Here is a 24,585-nt window from a genome sequence, read left to right on the forward strand (position 1 = left end):
TACCGCGCAGCCAGCTCATGCACTGCCATCGTGCGGATGGCGATTGCGGCTGTTGAATCAGCTCGCTGGCCTCTGGACCGCTGTCTGTAAGACGATCGGTCGACCGAAACCGGCTCCGGTGATCAACGTCATGGACCGCGCGTTTCGAAGTTGGACAGCGCCGGCGGCACATTGTCGAGTGCCATCATGCGGCTGCCGGTCTCGGCGCCGGAGTTTGGCGAGTTCTGGAGCGAGGCCGGGCGGCATTTTTCTCGGACACCGGGCAGCAGATGGAGGCAGATCCTCGGCCTAGTCGAGACGGGATCTGATGCTCTCCATCTGGTCGATCTCGGAGCGCTGCGCTTTGGTGATGTCGTCACACAGCGCGAGCAGTTCGGCGTCACGCAGTCTGGCTTCCCGGCACATGAGGATCGCACCTGAGTGATGGGGGATCATCGAGTCGATGAACTGACGGTCATCTACAAGCACCTGCGCGCGCGTGGCGCCGAACGAGCCGAGCGTCACTGCGGCGAAGATTGCGTAAAGCGCCATGTTCAGGCCCTTCTTGGGGAACATGCCAGGCATTGTGGCGAGCATGAAGATCCCCATCGGAGCCCACATGGTCAGTGCCATGTAGAACATGTTCAGGTTGTTCCGGAAGTCGCGGACACCATCGATCATCGAAAACATGACGATGTACATCACCGCGAGACCGAGCACCATGTTGATCCAGAACAGCAGATAGGGACGCCCGCTGCCCTCGGCGTGCTTGTGATCTGCCCCTTGAACAGCGTGTGCCATGTTGCTTCTCCTAGTGTTTCCGGAACAGTGTCCCACCCGACGTCAACCATCCTGGAAAGCGTTGCACCGCGACAGTTACGGCAACGTGTGCGGTCGCACCTGGTTCTCGGGTGCGTCGGAGACGTACAGGCGGCACCAGTTAGGCCTGCCAGCGTGTGTGTCGTTGAAAGGTATGGTCAAGCGGGGCTGAGCGTCCCGAGCACTGAAACGACAATGAGGATCAGGATCGCCAGCGCAGCCTCGGCCGCAACGCTCTGCCGCAAGGCTCGCACCTCCTGCGAGGGATCTCCGCCGGCCAGCGCCCGTTCAAGGCGCGGCACCAGCGTCCATCGGTGCATTGCTCCCAGGCCCAGCATTCCGCCGAACAGGGCAAGTTTGAACAGCAACAGGTTTCCGTAGGTGCTCTGGACCAGCGTCGACAATGACCACGCGGTGAGATCACCGTAATGCGCGATGCCGGACACAATGAGCGCAGCAACGAAAATCGTTCCAAGCGTCGAGAATCCACGCAGGAAGTCATGCGTTGATCGCAGACGCCCGTTGCCCGCAGCGCCCTTGCCGCGCAGGAGCATTCCCAGGAACATCAGGACCGCTGCGATCCAGCCGCCTGCAGCGAGAAGATGGACGAGGCCCGCAGAGAGCCGGACCGCGCCTGCCACGCCCTCGCCAGCGGCGGCGTGGCCGTTCCATGCCAGCGAGGCGAGGGCGCCGCCCGCCAGCGTCGCCGCGAACGGGAAGGCGGCCTCCACCTTCCCGCGACGACGATGCCATCCGAGTACAAACACCATGGCGATCAGCAGCGCGCCTCTCGCCATGGCTGCGCGGCCTGCGGACGTATCAAACAGATACCAGCCGAGCGATTCGCGATCAACGTCGGCAATCGGCATTCCCATGATGCCCGCGGTCTTGAAGACGACATCGGCCCCGGTGAGCACGAGACCGACGGCGGCACTCACCAACAGAACGCCCATGAATGGCCACCCGGCCAGGGCGTGGGCGAGTGCCGGTCGACGCAAACCGTACCAACCGAACAGTGGGACGCCGAAAAGAAGCATGAGAACCAGGTACTCCAGGAATCTCAGTGCGTAAGCCGACAGGTCGAACATTCGCGACTCCTCAGCGCACCGTGAAGCTGAAGCTGCCCGGCATGGGGTGATTGTCACCACCGACGGCGCGGTATTCCACCGTATAGACGCCTGGAGCCAGCGGCTGGGGCAACTTGGCACGCAGGGTCTTGCCGTTGTTGACGATCTCGGTCGTGAAATTCTCGATCGGCATGGTGGAGCTGCCGTGCTTCATGACCAGCTTGAGCCGCGACGCTCGCGGAATCAGCGTTTCGTTGAAGACGAGATCGATCTGGCTTGGCGAAGCCACCACCGCATCTGCGGCCGGTGTTGACTGCTGCAGCGCGGCGTGGGCGTGCGCGACCTGCAGCGAGAACTGTCCTGCTGCCAGTGCGATGACGAGCGCGAACGAGCGGATGACGTTTGACGATTTCATAGGGATGATCCTCATTGAGAATGTGATGGAAAGCCCCACTCATGGGACCGTATCGTGTTGGATTCGATGCGGTCGGATGTCGGGATGTCAGCGAAGCCAGGAGTGGTCGCTTTCGGTATTCGTGCCTTCGCGAGATGAGGATCCCGCCGGCCCAGGCGGGATCCTCGACGTATCAAGCCGCCATGGCGCTGCAGCTTTCCGCGCATCGGCGACAAACTTCGGCGCAGCGCGCCATCTCAGGGTCGTTCATGGCATCGCATGCATCGGCGCACTGGCGGCAGATCTCCGCGCAGGCACCGCACACCACGTTGTGAACGCTTGCGCCTCGCAGCATTGCATCGGCACTGGTTGCACAGATATCGGCGCACGTCGCCAGTAGTGCAATGTGTTGCGGCGCCGCGTGGGCACCTCCTTTGGTCAGGCAATGGTTGATGGTTTCCAGGCAGATCGCATGGCATTGCGTGCAGTTGTCAATGCATTCGTTCATGGCCTGGGACCGGTGGGCTGCGGAATGGTGAGTCACGTGGTTCTCCTTCTTCCTCGCGGGCGAGAATCGGCGCGCCCGCAACACCGCCCCCTTTGGCTCTGATCGATCAGTGCTGCGCGAACGGTTCCGTGGTTCCGTCGCGCCGGACCAGCTCGACTGTGTAAGGCTGCTGCTGCCCTTCGGGGACTTCCATGCCAGGAGAGCCCAGCGGCATTCCCGGCAGGACCAGGCCGCGCGCGTCCGGTCTTTCCTCGAGAAGACGCTTGATGTCCGCAGCCGGAATGTGGCCTTCGATCAGGTATCCGCCGACCTCGGCTGTGTGGCATGAGCCTTTGGTATAGGGCACGCCGAGCCGCTCCTTGACCGGGCCCATGTCGACCATGTCGTGCACATCCACCTCGAAGCCCGCATCCTTCATGTGCTCGATCCAGACACTGCAGCAGCCACAGCTCGGAGTCTTGTGGACGGCCATGCGTGGCAGGGCGACCGGGGTTGCGTCTGGCGTCGCCTGGATGACCTGCGCAGCGGGCGCGACGGCTGACTGGGCGGGAAGCGCGGGCTGGGTACAGCCGACCAGGCCGCCCATGGCAAGAGCCACCCACGTCAGGCGATTGAGTTTGCAAACTGTCATCGCGGGTCCCTGCTCAGCGTTGGGTCCGCGAGGACCAGTGGATGTGGACGATCCGCCAGCCGTCCGCGATCTGCTTCAGCACCATTGTCTCGGTGCTCTGGACGGTCAGGGGCTTCCCGTCCTTCTGAGCGTGCAGCTCGCTTTCGGTTCCCACCCATGCAAACTCGCCGGCGGCTCGTGCGCGCTGACGCAGCAGCTGGCGATGGGCACCCTTGAGGAATGCTGCATCGCTGGCGGCGTGGTGACCCATGTACTCCTCCCGGCTGCGCTCGGCACCGCCGGACTCCAGGATGAGGACGTCGGCTGCGAGCAGCGCTTCGACCGTGGTGAGATCGCCGTTGGCCAGGGAAGCGTTGAACCGTTCCGCCACAGCGACGGCGGCTTCCGCAGCGGCTGGAACGTCGACGTCCGCGGATGCCGCAGCCGCGGGGTGATGCTGTGCATGCGACTGTGTCGCCTGCGCCATTGCGGGGGATACGACGGCCAGTGCCAGCGCCAGCGCGAGCGTGAGGGTGGTTGCTACTGCGTTCATACGTGGACTCCGGGAAATCAGTGGTGGTCTGTGAGGCCGCGAGGGCGTCTACAAAATCAGGCGTGCTTCGGGTGGCGAGGTTCCAGCATCCTGGTTCTGGTCAGAACCAGATCCGGACGCCGGCCACGACCCGGGTGTCGTCGATATCCCCGGACCGAGCGCGGCGGAGGTCCGCGGTTCCACCGTAGGCACGCTCCCAGACCACACCGACATAGGGCGCGAACTGCCGATGGAACTCGTAACGCAGCCGGAATCCGGCTTCGACCTTGCTCAACCCGCTGCCGATTCCAACCGCTGGATCGTCCTTGCTCCAGGCTTCGCCTTCGACCAGCCACTGGCCGATCAGCCGGTTGGTGAACAGCATTTCGTACTCGGCTTCCGCGCCGAGGCCGACCTGACCGGACTCGCCCACGTAGGCCGTGGCAGAGACTTCGAATTTGTACGGGGCAAGCCCGATCACACCGACCCCCGCATAGGTTCGCGAAGGGCCACCTTCGAAACCGAAGTCATGGCGCACACCAGCGACAGCGTCCCACCATCGCGCGATCGCACGGCCGTACAGCACTTCCACATCCGCCGACTCGGTGGACCCGCCTTCACGCTCGCCTTCGCTGCGCAGCCAGAGCCGGTTCAAGTCCGAACCGACCCAGCCTTGCGCTTCCCAGGCCATGCCCGTGCCCTCGTCCGCATCCCACACTTCAAGCCGATCAAGCGCCCAGTAGGAGTTGATCGATTCGCCGTGCATCACGTGCTCGTCCAGGTCTTGGAACGCTGCGGCTCGGTCAGCCGGCGTAATCACAGGGATGGGCTCGTGCGGTTCGGCCGTCGGCGGAAGATCCTGGTTACCACCAGGCTGATGGCCCATGGACGCGTGGTCCATTTCCGAGTGGTCCATCCCGGAGCTGTCCAGGTTGGAGTGGTCCGTCGTGGAGGGATCCATCTTGGAGTGATCCATCGTGGAGTGATCCACCGCGGAGTGTTCGTCGCCGGCCGTGCCTGCAGTCCCTTGCTTCATGGCGCCGTGGCCCATGGTGGCGTGGTCTCCGGAATCCTTGGCTGGCGGCGTCTGCCGGTGACCCGCGTGCGGGTCCGCAGGCTTGGCGAGCGGCTGGGTCGGAGCTGGCTTCTCTGCTGAGTGGTGCGCACCGTGGTCCGTCTGCTGCGCCCATGCCGGCGCGAAACCAGCTGCGAGAGACAGTGCAGAGGCCAGGCCGACGGCAAGGGGGTGGTGACTGGAAAGGTTCATGGCGTTCATTCCTCCACCCGCACTTCGCGGAACATGCCGGCTTCCATGTGGTAAAGCAGGTGACAGTGGTAGGCCCAGCGGCCAAGGGCATCGGCGCGCACCCGGTAGCTGCGTCGGGTACCGGGCGGCATGTCGATGGTGTGCTTGCGCACCATGAAGTTGCCCGATTCGTCCTCGAGGTCACTCCACAGGCCGTGGAGGTGGATCGGGTGCGACATCATCGTGTCGTTGACCAGCACGATCCGCATGCGCTCGCCGTAGTTCAGGCGCAGCGGTTCGGCATCAGCGAACTTCACTCCGTTGAACGACCAGGCGAAACGCTCCATGTGCCCGGTCAGGTGCAGCTCGACCGTGCGAGCGGGCTCACGCCCGTCCGGGTCGCTGAACGTGCTGCGCAGGTCGGAGTAGGTCAGCACGCGGCGGCCGTTGTCGCGTAAGCCGATGCCCGGGTCATCCAGCCTGGGCGCGGGCGCCATCGTCTGCATGTCGACCAGGGGGTTGCCGGTTTCGGTGGCAGGGTGTTCCTGCATGCCGCCGGCACCGTGGTCCATCCCGGCCATGCTCCCGCCGGTGCCATGATCCATGCCGGCCATGCTTCCGCCGGCCATTGCGCCTCCAGCCATCGCCGACATGTCGTGACCGCTGTGATCCATGCCGCCGGTTGCACCACCGGCCATTGCGCTGTGAGACATCGAAGACATGTCATGGCCGCCGCCACCCATTCCGCCGTGGCCCATGTCGTCCATGGTGAGAATCGGCTTGGGATCGACGTTGGGCACGGGAGCCCGCAGCCCTTGCCTGACGGCGAGCGTGCCGCTGATGTAGCCGGTACGGCCACTGTCCTGGGCAAAGATGGTGAACGCATCCTGCCCGGTCGGTTCGACAATGACGTCGAAGGTCTCGGCGGTGGCGATGCGGAATTCGTCGACCGTGACCGGATGCACGTACTGGCCATCGGCTGCGACCACGGTCATCTTCAGGCCCGGGATGCGCACGTCGAAGTAGGTCATCGCGGACCCGTTGATGAAGCGCAGGCGCACCTTCTCGCCGGACCGGAACAGGCCGGTCCAGTTGCCGAGCGAGGTCGTGCCGTTCAACAGGTAGGTATAGGTGTTGGCGTTGACGTCCGACAGGTCGGTCGGTGTCATCCGCATCTGGCCCCACATCTTGCGATCTTCGACCGTCGCGGCCAGGCCGTGCTGCTTCACGTCGGCGAAGAAGTCGCCCACGGTCTGCTTGGAGAAGTTGTCGAAATCCGACCGCTTCTTGAGCCGGGCGAACAGACGCTGCGGATCCAGGTCGGTCCAGTCGCTGAGCATGACCACGTAATCGCGGTCATAGGCGAAGGGCTCGGGCTCGAGTGGCTCGATCACCAGCGGCCCGTAGAGGCCGGCCTGCTCCTGGAAACCGGAGTGGCTGTGGTACCAGTAGGTGCCGCCCTGTACGACGTTGAAGCGGTACTGGTAAGTCTCGCCGCGGTCGATGCCGTCGAAGCTGAGTCCCGGCACGCCGTCCATGTTGGCTGGCAGCAGGATGCCGTGCCAGTGGATCGATGCCTGGTGGCCATGGATGGAGCCTGGCGGCAAGGCATTGCGGACCCGCAGGTTGACGGTAGTGCCCTCGCGCCAGCGCAGCAGCGGTGCAGGAATCGAGCCGTTGACCGTGATGGCAGGACGCGTGGCGCCGGTGAAGTTCATCGGCGTCTCGCCGATGGTCAGGTCGAACTCGGTGCCAGAAAGTACGTTGGGCACGCCTTCAGCCTTGACGGCCCAGCTGGTGCGCGGCCAGAGGCCAAGCGCCGCGGCGGCGCCTCCGGCGGCAAGTCCTTGAACAAAGAGGCGGCGCGACGGGGCAGACAGCCCTCCGGCACGGCCGAAAGAATCGGATGACATGGGAACTCCGGGAAAGGTCGAGGGCTCGCGAAGCGAGCGTGACCCTGTCGGTGCGGACAACGCGGACAGGGTCCATCGGCGCCTCAAAGGCGCTCAGCGACACTTAGCCGATCGGAGGTCGGAAGAGATTGGTCAGGGCTGCGGACGCGTGCACCGACAAAAACGGTTCGGCGATCTGCCGGTAAAGAACTTCCACACCGGGAGACGCCGACCCTGCGAAGGCCGCGAAGCAATGGTGCATGCACGCACAGCAACTGTCCGTCTCACAGCAGTCGTCCCACGGCGATACCGCTCCAGCCTCGTCAGTGGCCTGGGGGTGATGGTGTTCATTGGCCCCCGTAGCAGCCGCTGCTCCTCCATGGCAGGCCGCCATGGCCTCGGCTGCTGTCGGTGCCGAGGTGACGTCACCGGCGGAGTCGCGCACGTGCTCCATGTGCATGGACGCGCCAGCGATGCCCGGACCGTTGGCGAGCAAGGCAACGACCAGGAACAACCGCATCAGGAGCGCGCGGAAAGGCATGCGCCTTAGTATACGTGCGGATATAAACTCCGGATGAATACAGTGACAACGCACGGGGGATCGAGCCGCGGGTCTTCGTCGCCTGCCTGACCCAACGTCGCCTCCCGCTTTTCGGCTACAGGGCCATGTCTTCGTAGCTGCGGGGATCGGAGACCGGTTCCAGGTGCCCGGTCACGCGCATGGCGGGAAACTCCGCCACGATCTTCTTCACCAGGTCTTCCATGGCGTCATGCCCGCGCAGCACCGTCCAGTCGCCGGGCACCAGCATGTGCATCTCCATGAACTGGCGGGCCCCGGACTCGCGCGTGCGCACGGCGTGGAATTCGATCCGGCCCGGTTCGGCGTGCGCGTCCAGGATGGCCTGGATCCGGGCGTTGTCCTCGGGGGACAGGGTCGCGTCCATCAGGCCGGAGGCGGATTCGGACATCAGCCGGTAGCCGACAACCAGGATGTTCACGCCCACCAGGATCGCGATCACCGGATCCAGCCAGTTCCAGCCTGTCAGCCACGCCAACCCCAGGCCCACCACGACCCCGACCGAGGTGTACACGTCGGCCATCAGGTGCTTGCCGTCGGCGCGCAGGGTGATGGAGCGGTGGCGCGTGCCGACCTTGATCAGGATCCGCCCGACGATGCCGTTGAGGACGGCGGCCATGATCGAAACGGCGAGGCCGATGCCGAGCGATCCCAGCGGCCGGGGGTTGAGCAGGCGATCGATGCCCAGGTAGATGATCGAGGCCGCGGCGACGAAGATCATGATCCCTTCCAGCGCGGCGGAGAAATACTCCGCCTTGCTGTGGCCGAAGTGGTGGTCGTCGTCGGCCGGCCGGGCGGCGATGGTCAGCGAGACCAGGGCGACGATGGCGGCCACCAGGTTGACCATCGATTCGGCGGCGTCCGACAGCAGGCCCACCGAGCCGGTGATCGCCCAGGCGCTGCCCTTGAGCAGCACCGTCAGCACCGCGGTCACGATGGCCAGCCAGGCGTATTTCCTCAGGTCCGGCGTGGCTTCGGCCGGTCTGTCGCGGGGTTTCATGGCGACCATTGTCTGCTGTGCTCGCGGGTCCGGCCAGCCGAAGCCTGTCGCCTCACGATCACCAGGGTCGCCCGGAATCTCCACGTGGCCCGTACGTACACGTTGTCATTGCGGCGCGCGCCGGGCGATTTCCTCGCGCGGCGGAGGATGCCCCCGTTGGTCATGGTCTACCACACCCCACCGCATCCCGAGCAGTTCGTCGCTGACCTGAAATCGCTCAGCAACAGCTAGCCGTTGGGGCGCCGAGTAAACGATACCGGCGCCGTGATCGTAGGCCGCTTTGGCCGGAAGCGAACATCGATAGGGCAGGGGATTAGGGATGTTTATCGGGGGTAGGGAAGTGCGGCTTCCGACCCAAAGCGGACGTCTCGTTGGAACATCGCGCACCACTTCGTCCCACGGATCACTCAGGCAGCCAAGCCCGACCGCATGACCTCGTAGAGCGCAGTCCGGGTATTGCTGTCTGCCATCGAAGGGCTAGCAGCCCATGCAACGGCAAGAGCCCCCAGGAAGAGACTGAGCCGGGGCATCCCGGCGGCTCCCGGCGAGGTCAGTGTCCCCGCGCATGAAATCGAACCGCTGCAGCAGGCGCACCAGTTCCTGGACACGCACTGTCGTCGGGGCTGCGCGATCACCAGCCGTGCCAGTGCGGCAGCGGAAACAAGTACAAGCGGTGCCATGGCCGACAACTGGAACGCGCCTTTTCCCTGTAGCCCTCTCGACGCATTCAGCGGAATTGTATAACCCCATCATCCGCAGGTACCCTGCGCGGCCATGACCCGCCTGCATCCCCGCTTCTTGTTGCCGCTCCTGCGCGTCGTCGTGCTGGGTGTGCTTGCGTTGGGGCTGGCGTTCCAACCGGTGATGACAGCCGCCGGCGAGATGCATGAGCTCGCGCACGATCCGTCTGGCGCGCACAGCCACGGCCCGCATGCCAACGATCTGGACCCGGAGTTCGCCGCGGCGGACGCGCACGATCAGGACGGATCGGAGACGTTGCACCTGTTGCTGGATTTCGCCCATTGCTGTGGTTCAGCCGCGGCCGTGTTGCCGGTTCTGGATTCATTTTCCACTCAACCGGTCGCCGGTCGAATGGGGGTCGAAAAAGCGTCGCCCGCGGCCGCCTTGCGTCTGCCGAGCCCATTCAAGCCTCCGATCTTCGGATGACCGCGCCGTCGGCCTGATGCCGACTCCCGTCAATTCGATTCATCGGAGCAACCCCCATGCGTTTGCGATCAGCGGCCCTGGCCGCGTTCGTCGCCGTGTGTGCCGTGGCATTCCCCACGCACGCCGCCGACCCCCTCACCCTGGACGACGCTTTCCTCCGCGTTGCCGATACACACCCCGATCTGCGCCTGTTTGGCGCCCGCCATGAGGCCCTGAAAGCCGAACTGGATCGCTCCTCGTTGCGCCCGGCGCTGGTCGCTGGAGCCGAGGTCGAGAACGTGCTCGGTACCGGCCCGGCCAGCGGCCTGGATGGCGCCGAGATCACGCTGAGCCTCGCCTCCGTGCTGGAGCGCGGCGGCAAGCTCGATGCCCGCCGCACGCTCGCGCAAAGCCGGATCGATGCGCTGGCCATCGGGCGCGAGGCGCGGCGGTTGGATCTCCTGGCCGAAGTGGCCCGCCGCTACCTAGCAGTCGTCGGTGCGCAACGCGAAGGCGAGCTTGCGCAGTTGGGCGTCGACCAGCGCGATCGCACCGTTGCTGCGGCGCGCCGGCGTCACGAGGCTGGCGCTTCGCCCGAGTCGGTCGTACTCACCGCCCAGGCGGCCTTTGCGCGGGCCGAACTGGATAGCGCCCGTGCCCGGCAACGTGAGGCGGCCGCCCGCCAGCACCTCGCGGCCCTGTGGGGCGAGCGAAATCCCGCATTTGAGATCGTCGGCGGCGATCCGCTGGATGTGCCACAGGTCGCGGACTTCGCGGTACTCGCCGATTGGTTGCAACGCACTCCCGAGCTGGCGCAGTTCGTCGACCAGCAGCGCATTGGCGAGGCGCGCCTGCAGCTGGCACGCAGCGAAGCGACCCCCGACTTCGACTGGCAGGTGGGCGTGCGACGGATGGCGGAGGGCGATGACTTCGGCTTGGTCGGCAGTGTCTCTATCCCGCTGGGCACCACTCGCCGGGCACAGCCGGGCATCCGTGCCGCACGCGCCGAGTTGACAGCGCTGGAAATCGAACGGGAGGCCATGGGGCTGTCGCTCTACTCCACCCTCGCTGAGGCGCATGGCCGCTTCGGAGTGGCCCGCCTGGAAGCACAGCGGCTAGGTGAGGACGTGCTTCCACGTCTGGCCAAGGCCGAAGCCGCGGCCGCCACCGCGTACCGCGCAGGCGCCGCCAGTTATCTGGAGTGGTCGAGCCTGCAGGCGGAGCACGCCGCCGCACGGCAGCAACAGCTGGCGGCGGCGCTGGAAGCCCAGCGCGCCCTGATCGAGATCCAGCGGCTGACCGGCCAGGCATTCGTCGCCGGCCCGGGCCTGCAACACAACCAAGGAGCAACCCCATGAAGCCTGTCCACCTGATCCCGGCACTGGCGCTGGCCTTGGTCCTCGCAGCCTGCGGTGGCGAGCCGGACCAGCCGGCCAAGGACGCACATGCGAACGACGCCGCCGACCACGGAACGGAGGCCGACGAACACGGCCATGAGGCGGATGAAGTCGCCAGCACGGTCATCGCTGCGGAAGTCGCTGAAAAGTCCGGTATCAAGACGCGGCCCGTCGGCCCCGGCGTGATCGCCGACGAGCATGAGGTACAAGGCCTGCTGACCCCGGTAGAGGGCCGTGTTGCGCAGGTCACCGCCCGCTTCCCAGGCCCGATCCGCTCACTGCGCGCCAATGTCGGAGACCAGGTTCGCGCCGGCCAGACACTGGCGACGATCGAGAGCAACCTGAGCCTGAGCACCTACAGCGTCGCCGCGCCGATCTCCGGTGTCGTCGTCGACCGCAGTGCCTCGGTCGGCGGCCTGGCCGGTGAGGGCGCGCCGCTGTTCGAGATCGCCGATCTCTCGCAGCTCTGGGTCGACCTCCACATCTTTGGCGCCGACGCCCAGCACATCCAGCCGGGCGTGCCGGTGGCGGTCACCCGCATGAGCGATGGCGAGCTGGTCCACACCACGCTCGAACGTGTGCTCCCCGGCATGGCCACGGCCAGCCAGAGCACTGTCGCCCGCGCAACGATCGACAACGCCGACAACCAATGGCGGCCGGGTACGGCGGTCAAGGCGCGGATCACGGTCGCGCAGGAGCCGGTGGACCTGATGGTGCCGTTGACGGCGCTGCAGTCGATGGATGGCCGGGAGGCCGTGTTCGTACGTGAGGGCGAGACCTACCTGACCCGACACGTCGAAACCGGCGCCCGCGATACCACGCAGGTGCAGATCCGCGCGGGCCTGAGCGTGGGCGAGGATGTTGTGGTCGCGGAGAGCTACCTGATCAAGGCGGACATCGGCAAGGCGGGGGCGTCGGATGACGACTGACGCCGCAGCCCACCAGTCCGGCCTGCTGGAGCGGATCGTCCGGTTCTCGATCCGGCATCGCTGGATGATGCTGGTGCTGACCCTGGGCTTGATCGGAGTAGGCATCTGGAGCTTCACCCGGCTCCCGATCGATGCAACACCGGACATCACGAACGTCCAGGTGCAGATCAACACCGAAGCGCCCGGCTACTCGCCGCTGGAGTCCGAACAGCGGGTCACGTATCCGATCGAGACGGCACTCGCCGGCCTGCCGCGGCTCGACTACACGCGCTCGCTGTCACGCTACGGCTTGTCGCAGATCACCGTGGTGTTCGAGGACGGCACCGACCTGTACTTCGCCCGGCAGCAGGTGGCCGAGCGGCTGCAGCAGATCCGCTCGCAGATTCCCGAGGGACTGGAGCCCGAAATGGGGCCGATCTCGACCGGGTTGGGCGAGATCTTCCTGTACACCGTCGACGCTGCACCCGACGCGGCCAAGCCGGACGGTACGCCGTGGACCGCCACCGACCTGCGCACCCTGCAGGACTGGGTCATCCGGCCGCAGATGCGCAACACACCGGGAGTGACCGAGGTCAACACGATCGGCGGCTTCGAGCGGCAGATCCACATCACGCCGGACCCGTCCAAGCTGGTCGCACTCGGCTTCACGCTGCAGGACATCGTCGACGCGGTCGCCGCCAACAACCAGAACATGGGTGCCGGCTACATCGAGCGCAACGGCCAGCAGTACCTGGTGCGCGTGCCCGGCCAGGTCGGCGGCGTCGACGAGATCCGGAACATCGTGCTGGACCGGCGCGAGGGCCTGCCGATCCGGGTGGCCGACGTGGCGCAGGTGGGTGAAGGCCCGGAGCTTCGTACCGGCGCGGCCACCCAGAACGGCGAAGAGGTCGTGCTGGGCACCGTGTCGATGCTGGTGGGCTCCAACAGCCGCAGCGTCGCGCAGGCCGCGGCGGCGAAGCTGCAGGACGCGAACGCGAGCCTGCCGGAAGGCGTGACCGCGACGGCGGTCTACGACCGCACCGTGCTGGTCGAACGCACCATGCAGACCATCTCGAAGAACCTGATCGAGGGCGCCCTGCTGGTCATCGTGGTCCTGTTCCTGCTGCTGGGGAATGTCCGCGCCGCACTCATCACCGCCGCCGTCATCCCCCTGGCGATGCTGTTCACCATCACCGGAATGGTGCGCGGCGGCGTCTCCGGCAACCTGATGAGCCTGGGTGCACTCGACTTCGGCCTGATCGTCGATGGCGCGGTCATCATCATCGAGAACGTCCTGCGCCGGTTCGGCGAGATGCAGCATCGGCTTGGCCGGGCGCTCACACGCGACGAGCGCAATGAACTGACCGCCACCGCCACGGTCGAAGTCATCCGGCCCAGCCTGTTCGGCATGTTCGTCATCGCCGCGGTGTACCTGCCGATCTTCGCGCTGACCGGGATCGAGGGAAAGATGTTCCATCCCATGGCGATCACCGTGGTGCTGGCCCTCACCGGCGCGATGGTGCTGTCGCTGACCTTCGTTCCCGCATCCATCGCGATCTTCATGGGCAACCGCGTCGAGGAGAAGGAGAACCGGCTGGTCCAGTGGACGCGCCGACGCTATGAGCCCTTGCTTGCGTGGTCACTCCGTCGTCAGAACTGGGTCCTTGGCGGGGCACTGATACTGGTCGTCGTGTCCCTGCTGGTCGCCACGCGCCTGGGCAGCGAGTTCATTCCCAGCCTGGACGAGGGCGACCTCGCCATGCAAGCGATCCGCATACCCGGAACGGGCTTGGAGCAGTCGGTGAAGATGCAAGTGGCCGTGGAGGAACGGCTGGTGCAGGTTCCGGAAGTGGAGCGGGTCTTCAGCAGGGTCGGCACGGCTGAGGTGGCCACCGACCCGATGCCACCGAACGTGGCGGACTCCTACCTGATGGTGAAGCCACGCGGGCAATGGCCCGATCCACGCAAGCCCAGGGACGTTCTGATCGACGAAATCGAAGCCGCAGTGGCCACGCTGCCAGGCAACAACTACGAGTTCTCGCAACCGATCGAGATGCGGACCAACGAGCTGATTTCGGGGGTGCGTGCGGATGTGGCGATCAAGGTGTTCGGTGACGACCTGGACACGCTGGTCGAGGTGGCCGAACAGGTCGAGGCGGCTGCCAGGCAGGTCGAGGGCGCGGTCGACGTCAACACCGAACAGGCAACCGGCTTGCCACTGCTGACGATCGTCCCGGACCGCGCGGCGCTTGCGCGCTTCGGCCTGAATCCGGGGATCGTGCAGCAGACCGTTGCCACTGCGGTCGGTGGCCAGGTGGCCAGCCAGCTGTTCGAGGGCGACCGCCGCTTCGACATCGTGGTGCGACTGCCGGAACAGATGCGCGTCGATCCGACCGCCCTCGAGGATCTGCCGATCCCCTTGCCCGACGTGGCGAACGCGGACCGGTCGAGCCTGGAACCCAGTTGGGCGAGCGCGCGGACCGTGCCGCTGCGGGAGGTCGCGCAGATCGAGAGCCTGCTGGGGCCCAACCAGATCAACCGTGAGAATGGAAAACGCCGGGTGGTGGTCACGGCCAACGTGCGCGATCGCGATTTGGGCAGCTTCGTCGAAGAGCTGCAGCAGCGCGTCGGGCAGCAGGTGAACGTGCCGGAGGGTTACTGGATTGATTACGGCGGCACGTTCGAGCAGTTGATCTCGGCGAGTCGGCGGCTTGCGGTGGTGGTGCCGGTGACCTTGGTCCTCATCTTCGGCCTGCTGTTCATGGCCTTTGGCTCGGTCAAGGATGCGGTGATCGTGTTCAGCGGCGTGCCGCTGGCGCTGTCGGGCGGCGTGGCCGCACTGGCTCTGCGCGGTATCCCGTTGTCGATCACCGCAGGTGTCGGCTTCATCGCGCTGTCCGGCGTGGCCGTGCTCAACGGCCTGGTCATGATCGCCTTCATTCGCAACCTGCGCGAACAAGGCCAGTCGCTGGACGACGCGGTCTTCAACGGCGCGCTCGGGCGGCTGCGGCCGGTCTTGATGACTGCCCTCGTGGCGTCGCTCGGCTTCGTCCCGATGGCGCTCAATGTCGGCGCGGGCGCGGAGGTGCAGCGTCCGCTCGCCACCGTCGTGATCGGCGGGATCGTGTCTTCAACGCTGCTCACCCTGCTTGTCCTGCCCACCCTTTACCGTCTTCTGCATCGCGGCGACGCAGCGAAGCCGCAACTGGAGGCCCACTGAGTTGAGTGAAGAGAAGATCGAGATACACGACGCGCACCAGCGCCGGATCCTGTTGATCGTCCTCGCCCTGAACCTCGCGCTTGCCGCGGGGTTCGGGGTCACGGGCGTCGCCGCCGGCTCAAGCGCTCTGATCGCAAATGGACTGGACAATGCGTCCGACAGCGCCGTCTACATCATCACCCTGCTCGCACTCAGTCGCTCACAAGCCTGGAAACGGTCGGCGGCCAAAGTGTCCGGCTGGCTGCTGATCCTGTTCGCCGCTGGGATCCTGGTCGACGTGGGCCGTCGGTTCCTGGGTGACGCCGAGCCCATTGGTACGACGATGATGGTGATGGCGCTGGGGGCCGGCCTGGTAAACGCGACATGCGTGTGGCTGCTCAAGAAAATCCGGCAGGCCAATGTGAACGTGCGTGCCGCGACGACCTTCAGCACCAACGATTTCATCGCCAACGCAGGCGTGCTCGTGGGTGGCGGACTGGTGCTGTGGACCGGGCGGGCCTGGCCCGACCTCGTCGTGGGGCTCGCAGTGGCGGCGATCGCCCTGAAAGGGGGCATCGAGATCCTGCAGGATGCCCGTGGCGAAGAGGACGCTTGAGTGCCGACCTAGGATGGCGGGTGGCGCAGCGTGTCGAGGATGGCGCACTGGCCGCGCTCGCCGCCGCTGCAACTGCCAATCACCCGTTCGAGCTCCGAGGCCATCCGCTGAAGGTCGTTTAGCCGGTTCCGGATGTCCAGCAGGTGTCCGCGGGCAAGACGGTCGACATCCTGGCAGGACAACCCGTCGTCTTCGGCCAGGCCCAGCAGGCTGCGGATCTCCTCCAGCGAGAAGCCCAGTTCGCGTCCGCGGCTGATGAAGCGCAGCCGATCCGCGTCGGCGGGACGGTAGTCGCGATACCCGCCCGCCGTGCGCGGCGGGGCAGGCAACAACCCGATGCGCTCGTAGTAGCGCACGGTTTCGGGATGGCACCCGCTGCGCTCCGCGACCTCTCCGATCTTCATGGGCTTGACTCTGTAGCGACTCCGGGGTTTAGGATCGCCGACCTGGAAGCGGGCCGCAAATCCTCGGACGCCCGCTCGACTCGGAGACATGATCATGAGTGATTCGTGCGGCTGCGGAAGCACGGTGGATATCCGCGCCCTGGAGGCGGGGCAGCGGCGCGTGTTGATGATCGTGCTGGCAATCAACATCGCCAGCTTCGTGATGATGATCACCGCAGCGATCTACAGCGGCTCGTCCTCGTTGCTGTCGGGCAGCCTCGACAACCTCGGTGATGCGTTGACCTATCTGCTGAGCCTGGCAGTGATCGGCGCGAGCCTGCGCGCCAAGGCCAGGGTGGCGTTGTTCAAGGGATTGCTGATCCTCGGTGCCGCGGTTGCGGTCGCCATCCAGATCGGCTGGCGCCTGGCCCACCCGGAGGTGCCGATCTTCGAGGCCATCGGCATCGCCGCCGTGATCAATCTTGCGTTCAACGCCTTGTGCCTGTGGCTGCTTACCCCGTACCGCTTTGGCGACGTGAACATGTCATCGGCCTGGGAGTGCTCGCGCAATGACCTGTACGAGGGTGTTGCGGTGCTGCTGGCAGCCGCCGGCGTGTGGCTGTTCGATGCCGGCTGGCCCGATCTGGTCATCGCCGGTGGACTGTTGCTGATGTTTCTGCGGTCCTCCGCTCGGGTACTCCGCATGGCTTGGCGGAGTTACCGGGACGAGGTGAAATAACGAGTTACGGCCCGTTGTCCGGTCCTCGAAGAAGAAATGCTCCGTTCTGACGCGTGGCTGGAGCGGCCAAGAAAGTCAGCTATGACAGGCAGTTAGCTCACCTTTGGCCGTTTTTTACACGAATCCCTGCCGACCCTCTGAAAGAGTGGATTCGAAGCGGCAGTTCGGGTCAGCCAGAACGTCCGCTTCTGGCCGAAAGCAGACTCCCGTGGGGTTGGGGATTAGGTGGATTTATCGAGGGTATGGAAGATGTACCTCCGGCCCTCTGCTTACATTTTTGGAGGCGCCTGCTCAGCGGTTCCGCAGCATTTCTAGTGCGTCGTCAAGTGCGGTGATTGCTTCGACTATTGTGCGCACAGTGGCGCGGTCAAACTCATGGTCACGCTGGGCGTCGTGGACGCCGCTGTTGAGGTAAGACCACTCGATGCTAGCGCCACTGATATTGAGCAAAGCATCGAGCGCGGCGACCGCCTCGGGCGCACCGACATACTGTGCCGCGATTCGATTGACCGCCGATCGCAATTTGCTGCACTTGTTGTTCAACTCCCATGGCGACCGGGGCCCACCCAGCTTGATGTCGATCCGACCATCCGCCCGCCGGCCCAGCCAAGTCCAAAGGCGGTCAGTCAAGCTCTCCAGTGCCGGTCGGGCTTGGCGCAGTGCCTCGCGCTTCTCGTCGGCCGCCAATGCCTGTTGGGCCAGCAGAACGTAGTTCTTCGTCGGCGGGTCGCTGTCGACGCGCAGTTCGTGCTCTCCCTGATGCGGGAGGAACTTGTAGCGTTTGATGGCCGCGGCGCGCCGCACGCCCAACTCCTGCTGGATACGGTGCAGGAATTCCTCGGCGTGCGAGGTGAGGATGATTTGCTTGTCGTCGAGCAAACCGTCCTCGAAGAATGTGCGCCAGATTCCATCACGATGGTCGTCGTCGATCGCGTTGACAACGTCATCGAAGATGACGACTGGACAGCCCTGCTCGATGTTCTTGGCGAGCAAAATCGCCAGACCTAGGCACTTGATGTGCCCTTCGCTGAAGACGATCAGAGCGTCGTAGCGCACGCCTGGCTCGGCGGCGAACTCTACCTCGATCTTGCCGTTCTCTGCGACCGGCAGCCACAGTGAGTGCAGAAGATCGCCCGCTGGATCGGCCCGGTTAAACGCGTTGTACAAATGACGGGCCTGTTCGCCCAGCCCCTGCAGCAGCACACCTGGCAGAGCGGCCAGGTAGGCTTGGATCTCGGGCAGAAAACCGTCGTAGGCCGCCTTGATTCGCTGATGGTGTGCCACCTCCGGCACTTCGGCCGCGACGGCTTTGATCAGGTCGTGGTTCGCATCGTCGAACTGAGCCACCATCTGATGGGCGGCAGTCAGGTCCTGATTAGCCGTAGCGCGCACGGTCCGCAACCGTTCGATTTCCAGCTGGTGCTGCTGCAGTCGATTCCGCTCCTGAGCCAACTCGCCGCGCGTCGCATGCACGTCACGAGCCAGCGCATCGAAGCCTTCGATGGTCTCGGCGATACGCAAAAGGGCGTGCCATGCGCGCCGGTCCCCATCGACCCACTCGCCGAGCCAGTTGCCCGCTGCGGTGGGATGGAGGAGCGGCAGCTCAGCGGCCAGCAGTTCGGCAGGACAGGCGATTGCAGCCGCCGCCAGCACGCGGCGCATCTCGTCCCACAACTCTCGGACCGCCTCGCTCAACTGCGTCCGAAGCCCGTTCTCCTGCTGTTGGAGTGCAGCCAGTTGCGCGAGCTCGTCCAGGCCCGTGCGCGCCCTGTCGAATGGGTTCTGCGTCACAGCGGCCAGTCCGGTTCCACAGGCGGGACAAGCAGTCGCTCCGTCGGCCAGGCCCAGCACTGCCTCGTAGAGCTTCGCATACGACACCTCGCCGGCGCGGGCTGCTAGTTGCGCAGAGGACTCCTGCCACTGTCCCTGGACTCGGTAGGCCTCCGCCAGCAACGTCTGTAGTCGGGCTTGGGTCACTTGGTGAAGAGCGGGCGGGATAGCGTCCAGCTGTGCCTGGACATACGGCAGCCGACCCTGTTGCTGCGGCGTACCGAGCAGCCAGTCCACGCAGGCCTGGTATGTTGCGCCAGGCGATATAAGCTGCGCCAGTGCTCGCTCTTGCTCCTCGACCGCTGCGATCTTCTGTGGGTGGACGGCGATCGTCTGCTCGGAGTTCGCCAGCTGAAGGCGACGCTGCGCCAGATGCGCCGCCTGCACGCCGGCAAGCATCAGATCCTGATCGAGCGATGGATTGAAGCCGCGCACGAACTCGCTGAATTGGTCAACGCCGAACAGGGTGGCGATGAGTTGACGCTGATCGCCCGGTGTCCGCGCGGCGATGCGGGCGAAGTCGTCTAGGCGGTTCTTCTCGATGAAGCAGAAGCGGTACTCGGCTTCGTCGGGCTCGACGACCAACACCTCATCAGCGGCTTTGGACGACAATATTGGAGCGGAGTGGCGGCGCAAGCGCACGTTGTTGCAGTAAGTCCGCTGGTCGACCCGCTTGACCTGTGCTTCGCTGATTGAGCCGAGCATAGCCATTTCCAAGGCCTCGCAGAAGCTGCTCTTTCCGGTGCCGTTGGCACCGTAGACCAGGGTGATGTCATGGCTGAGGTCGAACGTCTCCTGTCGCATGAAACCGCGAAACGGACCAACTTCGAGTTGGTGTAGTCTCCCGAGCACAGGCCGGTTCTCGGGGCCGAGCGCATCCCCGTCGTAGGCGACAGGCATCTGCGACAGATGCCTGATAGCCAATGGCGCCAGGCGCGTGGATCGCCCGCGGCGGACAGCACCGACTTCGGCCAGTGGCTGCAAATGATCGAGCACTAGGTGTGCAAGCCGGCGCACATCATCGTGAACGGGCCGCTGCGCCAAGTACGCCAGGAAGCGGTGATACTCCGAATAAATGCTTGCCATGTAGCCCCCTCTACACAGAAGACGCGCTGACTATCGTCCTTGAGCCTATCGATCCCAGTCCGCAATCGGCTTACGAAGACTCCTCGCTTCCGATGCTCGGGTCCGCAGGCTGAATGATCCGGTGAAGACTATCGTCCCTCCACACCCATCTGCGCTCTTCAGGCCAGGAAAGTGCGGAAAGAAGGAGTCTCTCAGTGAATGTCCTGATCCTTGTCAGGTCAACACTCATGAGGCCGCCATCGGAAGTATCGGCGGCATGGAACAGTCCATTTCTGAACTCGCTTGCTCTCTTCATCCCCTCAACAAAGCCTTCGGCTGTCCACAGATCTGATGTTTTGACCGAGTACAACTTGACTGCCATATCGATTCTGGATGCAAGCGACGCCCGGCGAATCTCGGGAATCTTGTCACTCATTTGCTTGGCGGCTTCGGAAGAAATGAGCCCTTGATTCGTGAGTTCGACAAATGTCGCTCGTAATGACTTCTGAACCTTCTTCCAGGCAGAGGAGCTTATTAGCGCGCATTGCGAATCCTTGGCAACGGCATTGACAATAGTTTCCATCGCAGAAAAGGCCATGAAGTATCCCGTTTCCAAGAAGCTAACGTAGGAATGCGTGAGAAACCCTATTCCTCGATCAAGCGACTTGGACTCAGGATGCGTTTTTAACGCCTGGACGAGTTTCGAGAGTCCGCCATTCTGAAGATTGGTGGAGTGGATAAGCTCGTTATCCTTATGCCTCGTCCGACTCTTGTGCCACTTTCGCCTATAGATCGCGCGCTCAAATCGGTCGCTCTCAGACTCCCGCAAAAGGTACTCGATCTCGTACGCGTCAACAGGTTGCCTATAGCAGAGCGAGAGCGCGGCACAAATCGTGAGGATCTCTTCCTGCAGACGGTCGTGCAGTGACCTCAGCGTTTCACCAGCTCGGATTTCGACCATGCCGGACAGTCGAGCTCGCTCGACCCGATGCACAACTTTGTCTCCGAATGCAGCGCCATCTAGGTAATCATAGGAAGCCATCGCCTCAATCTGCCCGAGACTTGTTTCCACTAAGATCGCCCCTTCTTCACCGCGTTTGGTAGTGATGTCTCCGTTGTAGTGAAACTCGACCGAGCCGTAGCTTATGAGGATGCCGCTCGGCTGGAGCCCAACTGAGAAGTGAACCTGGATAGGGCGGTTCGCAGCTTCGCGATCGATGCCTACTTCAATGGCGCTGACCTCCAGCGTCATGCTCGTCAGGCTTGACTGCCATCCTGCGATCCCAAGCAGGTTAATGGAGTCCTCCCCCTTATTCATTGGGTGAAGCTTCAGCAGGTTGACATCGATGGCTCTGGTTGCAGAGTAAGCTTCTGTACGTTCAGTTTCGTCTCCGAGAAACAATATCTCAACGTCGAGTGAGGTTGGATCATGCTTTTCGTAGCGCACGGAGAGGGCTGATTTCAGCGCGATGGGACTATCCGGCTGGAGTGCATAATGTCCTTGAATGTGAACGCTTCCGTCTTTGCTCATGGTCTTCCATGGATTATTGAAGAGGGTTGTTGTACCCCGAGTTTGCGAGCTGGATGACGGCGGTCCGAGACCCATAGGTTCCCGATGGCGCTATTTAAGAAGACGGCCAGCCGGATTGTCCTCTACGGCACCCGCTTGAAAGTATCCAATCACACTCGCCACCGAGCGATGCTCGGTCATCGCCATCACGGACGGGAGCGGAACCCCTTGCTTGCCAGCCTCGGTCACGAACCCGGACCTCAGGCTGTGCGCCCCAAAGTCCCCTTCCAGCCCCGCCAGGCGAGCCCGCCGCTTCACAATGGTCGCCACGGAGCCTGGGAGCAGGGCAGGGCCGACCCGATTCTTCCAGATCCGCCGAAAGATCGCCCCATCTCCAATTCCAGCGGCCTCGAGCCACGCCGCCAACGCCTCGCCACTGCGCCCAAGGATCGGCTTGTCCGGCGTTGAGTCCGCCGTTGCTCCCGCCTGCTGCGTCTTTGAATACTCCAGACGGTAGATGTAGCCATCTTCACCCACCTTGCGCAGATCGCGCATGTCGGCCGCGGCGATCTCGCTGCGCCTGCGTCCTCCGCTGGCAAACCCAAAGCAGAGTATGGCGCGGTCACGCAGGCCTTCCAGGCTGTCGTCGCAGGTCGCCAACATGGCTTCGAGCTCGGCGCGAGTGATCGCGGTCTTCTTGGTTGTTCGCTCGCCACGCTTGACCGCCGCACGGCGGGCCCGACTGAGCAGCAACCTGACGCTAGGCAGCTCACAAGGGTTGTCCAGGCGCTTGAGCTTGTGGGCCGTGGACAGCACGGCCACGCGCTGGGTCACGGTGGACAGCTTGAGCGCGCCGATCCTGGCCTTGAGGCCAGCATCCACCAGGGCTTGATCCAACGCCGGCGGCAGCTCGCTGACCAGGCCTGTCTTGTGCTTGCGCTGGATGTGGTCGACCAGGAACTGGATCACCACGGCTTCGCTGACAGGCAGCGCCAGTTCGACTCCGTAGCGGCCCTGGTGCCAGCCAGCCCAGTAGCGCAGGGCCGTCGCGTAGCTGCGCGTGGTGTTGGCGGCAGCGGCTTCGGCCAGCAGTTCGCGAACCGCGTTGGCGGCGTTCTGGGCCAGTTGTTCTGGCAGGACCAGGCTGGTAGTCGTCGCAGCGTTGGCCGGAAGTGTGCTATTACGTTTCATACTATGTAATGAATGATATGAAACACGGTATCTACTAGCGATAATCATCACTTATCACCAGTACGGAAGCAACAGAGTAGGGCGCCCGCGTAGGAGGTACTTCCATGGCCCGAGGCATCACCGAATCCGACGTCCACACCGCTGCCGACGAGATCGTTGGCGCCGGCGAGCGGCCGACCGTCGAACGCATCCGCGCCCACCTGGGCACCGGGTCACCAAATACCGTCACCCGGTGGCTTGAGACCTGGTGGCAGGGACTCGGCCGGCGGTTGCAGGCGCAGAAGGCCCGCCTTTCGTTACCGGAAGCCCCAGACGCCGTGGCCGCGCTCGCGGGGGAGTTGTGGCGGCTGGCGCTGGAGAGCGCCAACGACAATGCCCGAAAGACGGTGGCGGCCGACCGTGCAGCCCTCCAAGAGGCCCAGGCCACGCTCCAGGCAGAGCGTGAGGCTTTCGCGCTCGAGGCCTCCGCTCAACGCAGCCAGGTCGAGGCCGCAACCCACGCCGAACACCTGGCCTCCGTCCAAGCGGCCGAACTGAAGCGGCTGGTCAACCAGCTCGAAGGCCAGCTCACCGAGCTCGCCCAGCAGCGCGACGCCGCCCTGTCGCGAGCAGCGGACGCCGAATCCGCGCGGCAATCGGTCGACCGTCGTCTGCAGGACCTTCAGGATGCCGCCCAGTCCGAACGCGAGGCGTTGGCGAACCATGTGCGGGCGATCGAGGATCGCGCCCATGCTGAAGTCGATCGCGCCCGACAGGAGAGCAAGTGTCAAACGACACCCAGTTTCACGCATTAGCGCGACACCCGGATTCACGCACCCCGGGTCGGGTTGGGGTTCAGCCGAGATACGTGTAAAAATGCCCCATAGAATCTATTTTCCCTCGTAGATTCATTTGGTTGCAGGTTTTTTTTGGGTGCCCGATCCGTCAGCGCGATCGGGTCGCAGTTGCGTCATCAACTGCTCCAGCGTGGTCAAACGCACGCCGGCCCGCAACGCCTCGACCTCTGCCTGTTCGCGACGCTCCCGCTCCTTCGCCAGATCGGCGCGAGCGCTGTCCAGTTCGGCACGGACAGTCTCCAGTAGTTGGGCGTCCTGCGCCCAGCGCGCCTGCAAGGCCTGGTGCTCAGTCGCCGTAAGCCGCAGCGCATCCAGTTCCTGAAGTTGCGCGTCTGCGGCTTGCAGCGCTTGCGCCAGGTCACGCTCCAGGCGGGTGTGGCGCTCCAGCCACTGACTGTTATCGCGGTTGAGCTGCAACAGTTCGTGGTTCTTGACCATCAGCGCCTCGTTGGCTTGGCGCAGGGCCACCTGCAGCTCCTGCACCTGGTGCTCGTGGCGGCGCTGCTCCTGCTCGCGCTGCTCTTTCATCGAGGTCCGGTAATGCTCCAGCGCCTCACGGGCGTGGGCATGCTTCTCTTCCAGCGATTTCGCATGGGCCTCGTGCTCGGCCACACGGGCGATCAGGCCGGCGATGCGTTCGCTGAGCTGCGCGACCTCCGTCACCTGTTCGGCCAAGGCCTGCTGGGTAGCGGCGTGCGTTGTCTTTTCCTCGTGCAAGGCGGTTTCAACGCGCTGGAGCTGGGCGCTCAGCGCTTCCGCTTCCTGCTGGGCACGCTCCAACGACTGGCTACGCTCATGCAGTTGCGCCTCGAAGCGCTGACGAGCCTCGGTGACGACCGCCTCGGCCTCCTCGTACAGGCGCCCGGAGAGCCGGCCGACCAGATCCTGCAAAGCATCGCTGACCGCGACCTTGGCGCCCAGGCCTTGCCCTTCCTCTTCCTCCAACTCCTTCAGATAGCGGTGGATCGTGGTCTTGGAACCGGTGTTGCCCAACGTCACCCGCACTGCGTCCACCGAGGGGTGCTTGCCCTGCGCCCGCAGCGTATCGCGGGCCTTCTGGATGTCGCTCTTGTACAGGCCGCCGCGTGCCATCGCGCTCTCCGACTATTTCGTAATGTATTACATACCACGAAATTACATA

General features: G+C 64.4%; 21 protein-coding genes. 7 read left to right on the forward strand and 14 right to left on the reverse strand.

Translation table 11 applies throughout. The features are described 5' to 3' along the window. Nucleotides 1-288: 288 nt before the first annotated feature. From Q0863_RS13205 to Q0863_RS13245, 9 genes are all read right to left on the reverse strand, one after another. The gene (locus Q0863_RS13205) at nucleotides 289-780 is read right to left on the reverse strand and encodes a DUF305 domain-containing protein (RefSeq protein ID WP_298578894.1); all 492 of its coding nucleotides are present in this window, start codon (nucleotides 778-780) and stop codon (nucleotides 289-291) included. A 176-nt stretch (nucleotides 781-956) separates the two neighbouring features. Next, nucleotides 957-1,886, reverse strand: coding sequence for a copper homeostasis membrane protein CopD (gene copD, locus Q0863_RS13210; RefSeq protein ID WP_162375426.1), 930 nt, complete (start codon nucleotides 1,884-1,886; stop codon nucleotides 957-959). Nucleotides 1,887-1,896: 10 nt separating this feature from the next. Continuing rightward, complete coding sequence (gene copC / locus Q0863_RS13215) at nucleotides 1,897-2,280, reverse strand: copper homeostasis periplasmic binding protein CopC (RefSeq protein ID WP_146384950.1); 384 nt, start codon at nucleotides 2,278-2,280, stop codon at nucleotides 1,897-1,899. 172 nt (nucleotides 2,281-2,452) lie between these two features. Further along, entirely contained in the window at nucleotides 2,453-2,767 is a 315-nt protein-coding gene (locus tag Q0863_RS13220) for a four-helix bundle copper-binding protein (RefSeq protein WP_192906668.1), read from the reverse strand. A 106-nt stretch (nucleotides 2,768-2,873) separates the two neighbouring features. After that, nucleotides 2,874-3,239, reverse strand: a complete 366-nt coding sequence (locus Q0863_RS13225) for a DUF411 domain-containing protein (protein WP_146385358.1) — start codon at nucleotides 3,237-3,239, stop codon at nucleotides 2,874-2,876. A gap of 172 nt (nucleotides 3,240-3,411) precedes the next feature. After that, nucleotides 3,412-3,930, reverse strand: a complete 519-nt coding sequence (locus Q0863_RS13230) for a nuclear transport factor 2 family protein (protein ID WP_146384955.1) — start codon at nucleotides 3,928-3,930, stop codon at nucleotides 3,412-3,414. A gap of 100 nt (nucleotides 3,931-4,030) precedes the next feature. Continuing rightward, nucleotides 4,031-5,176: a copper resistance protein B gene (locus tag Q0863_RS13235; RefSeq protein ID WP_298578904.1), complete on the reverse strand. Its 1,146-nt coding sequence runs from the start codon at nucleotides 5,174-5,176 to the stop codon at nucleotides 4,031-4,033. A gap of 5 nt (nucleotides 5,177-5,181) precedes the next feature. Then, entirely contained in the window at nucleotides 5,182-7,068 is a 1,887-nt protein-coding gene (locus Q0863_RS13240; RefSeq protein ID WP_298579066.1) for a copper resistance system multicopper oxidase, read from the reverse strand. A gap of 635 nt (nucleotides 7,069-7,703) precedes the next feature. Continuing rightward, nucleotides 7,704-8,624, reverse strand: a complete 921-nt coding sequence (locus Q0863_RS13245; protein WP_298578906.1) for a cation diffusion facilitator family transporter — start codon at nucleotides 8,622-8,624, stop codon at nucleotides 7,704-7,706. A gap of 774 nt (nucleotides 8,625-9,398) precedes the next feature. Between Q0863_RS13245 and Q0863_RS13250 the strand changes: the two genes are divergently transcribed. From Q0863_RS13250 to Q0863_RS13270, 5 genes are read left to right on the forward strand one after another with little or no spacing between them, the layout of a single operon-like run. Continuing rightward, nucleotides 9,399-9,791 carry a hypothetical protein gene (locus tag Q0863_RS13250; protein WP_298578908.1) on the forward strand — a complete coding sequence of 131 codons (393 nt, stop codon included), beginning with the start codon at nucleotides 9,399-9,401 and terminating at the stop codon, nucleotides 9,789-9,791. A gap of 56 nt (nucleotides 9,792-9,847) precedes the next feature. Beyond that, a complete protein-coding gene (locus tag Q0863_RS13255; RefSeq protein WP_189495809.1) occupies nucleotides 9,848-11,128 on the forward strand; it encodes a TolC family protein in 1,281 nt (426 codons plus the stop codon). Then, complete coding sequence (locus tag Q0863_RS13260; protein ID WP_298578912.1) at nucleotides 11,125-12,096, forward strand: efflux RND transporter periplasmic adaptor subunit; 972 nt, start codon at nucleotides 11,125-11,127, stop codon at nucleotides 12,094-12,096. Before Q0863_RS13255 ends, Q0863_RS13260 begins: the two co-directional genes overlap by 4 nt. Nucleotides 12,097-12,118: 22 nt before the next feature. Continuing rightward, complete coding sequence (locus Q0863_RS13265; protein ID WP_233737581.1) at nucleotides 12,119-15,295, forward strand: CusA/CzcA family heavy metal efflux RND transporter; 3,177 nt, start codon at nucleotides 12,119-12,121, stop codon at nucleotides 15,293-15,295. Nucleotide 15,296: 1 nt separating this feature from the next. Beyond that, nucleotides 15,297-15,890, forward strand: a complete 594-nt coding sequence (locus Q0863_RS13270) for a cation transporter (protein ID WP_095208872.1) — start codon at nucleotides 15,297-15,299, stop codon at nucleotides 15,888-15,890. An 8-nt stretch (nucleotides 15,891-15,898) separates the two neighbouring features. Here the strand turns inward: Q0863_RS13270 and Q0863_RS13275 are convergent, their stop codons facing one another. Then, nucleotides 15,899-16,294, reverse strand: coding sequence for a helix-turn-helix domain-containing protein (locus Q0863_RS13275; protein ID WP_095208871.1), 396 nt, complete (start codon nucleotides 16,292-16,294; stop codon nucleotides 15,899-15,901). A gap of 94 nt (nucleotides 16,295-16,388) precedes the next feature. Between Q0863_RS13275 and Q0863_RS13280 the strand changes: the two genes are divergently transcribed. Further along, nucleotides 16,389-17,012 carry a cation transporter gene (locus Q0863_RS13280; protein WP_095209458.1) on the forward strand — a complete coding sequence of 208 codons (624 nt, stop codon included), beginning with the start codon at nucleotides 16,389-16,391 and terminating at the stop codon, nucleotides 17,010-17,012. A gap of 291 nt (nucleotides 17,013-17,303) precedes the next feature. On the opposite strand, the gene Q0863_RS13285 is transcribed toward Q0863_RS13280, so the two are convergent. The 3 genes from Q0863_RS13285 to Q0863_RS13295 all read right to left on the reverse strand — a co-directional run bounded on the left by Q0863_RS13285 (nucleotide 17,304) and on the right by Q0863_RS13295 (nucleotide 22,608). After that, a complete protein-coding gene (locus Q0863_RS13285; RefSeq protein ID WP_298578947.1) occupies nucleotides 17,304-19,928 on the reverse strand; it encodes an ATP-binding protein in 2,625 nt (874 codons plus the stop codon). Nucleotides 19,929-19,998: 70 nt separating this feature from the next. Further along, the gene (locus tag Q0863_RS13290; RefSeq protein ID WP_298578949.1) at nucleotides 19,999-21,438 is read right to left on the reverse strand and encodes a hypothetical protein; all 1,440 of its coding nucleotides are present in this window, start codon (nucleotides 21,436-21,438) and stop codon (nucleotides 19,999-20,001) included. A 90-nt stretch (nucleotides 21,439-21,528) separates the two neighbouring features. Next, a complete protein-coding gene (locus Q0863_RS13295; RefSeq protein ID WP_298578951.1) occupies nucleotides 21,529-22,608 on the reverse strand; it encodes a tyrosine-type recombinase/integrase in 1,080 nt (359 codons plus the stop codon). A 104-nt stretch (nucleotides 22,609-22,712) separates the two neighbouring features. Here Q0863_RS13295 and Q0863_RS13300 point away from each other — a divergent pair, with 104 nt between their 5' ends. Further along, nucleotides 22,713-23,402: a DNA-binding protein gene (locus Q0863_RS13300; RefSeq protein WP_298578953.1), complete on the forward strand. Its 690-nt coding sequence runs from the start codon at nucleotides 22,713-22,715 to the stop codon at nucleotides 23,400-23,402. Between the two features lie 93 nt (nucleotides 23,403-23,495). On the opposite strand, the gene Q0863_RS13305 is transcribed toward Q0863_RS13300, so the two are convergent. Beyond that, a complete protein-coding gene (locus Q0863_RS13305) occupies nucleotides 23,496-24,536 on the reverse strand; it encodes a DNA-binding protein (RefSeq protein ID WP_298578955.1) in 1,041 nt (346 codons plus the stop codon). Nucleotides 24,537-24,585: the final 49 nt, after the last annotated feature.

Origin of the sequence: uncultured Luteimonas sp. (assembly GCF_947492465.1) — a bacterium.
Classification (GTDB): Bacteria; Pseudomonadota; Gammaproteobacteria; order Xanthomonadales; family Xanthomonadaceae; genus Luteimonas.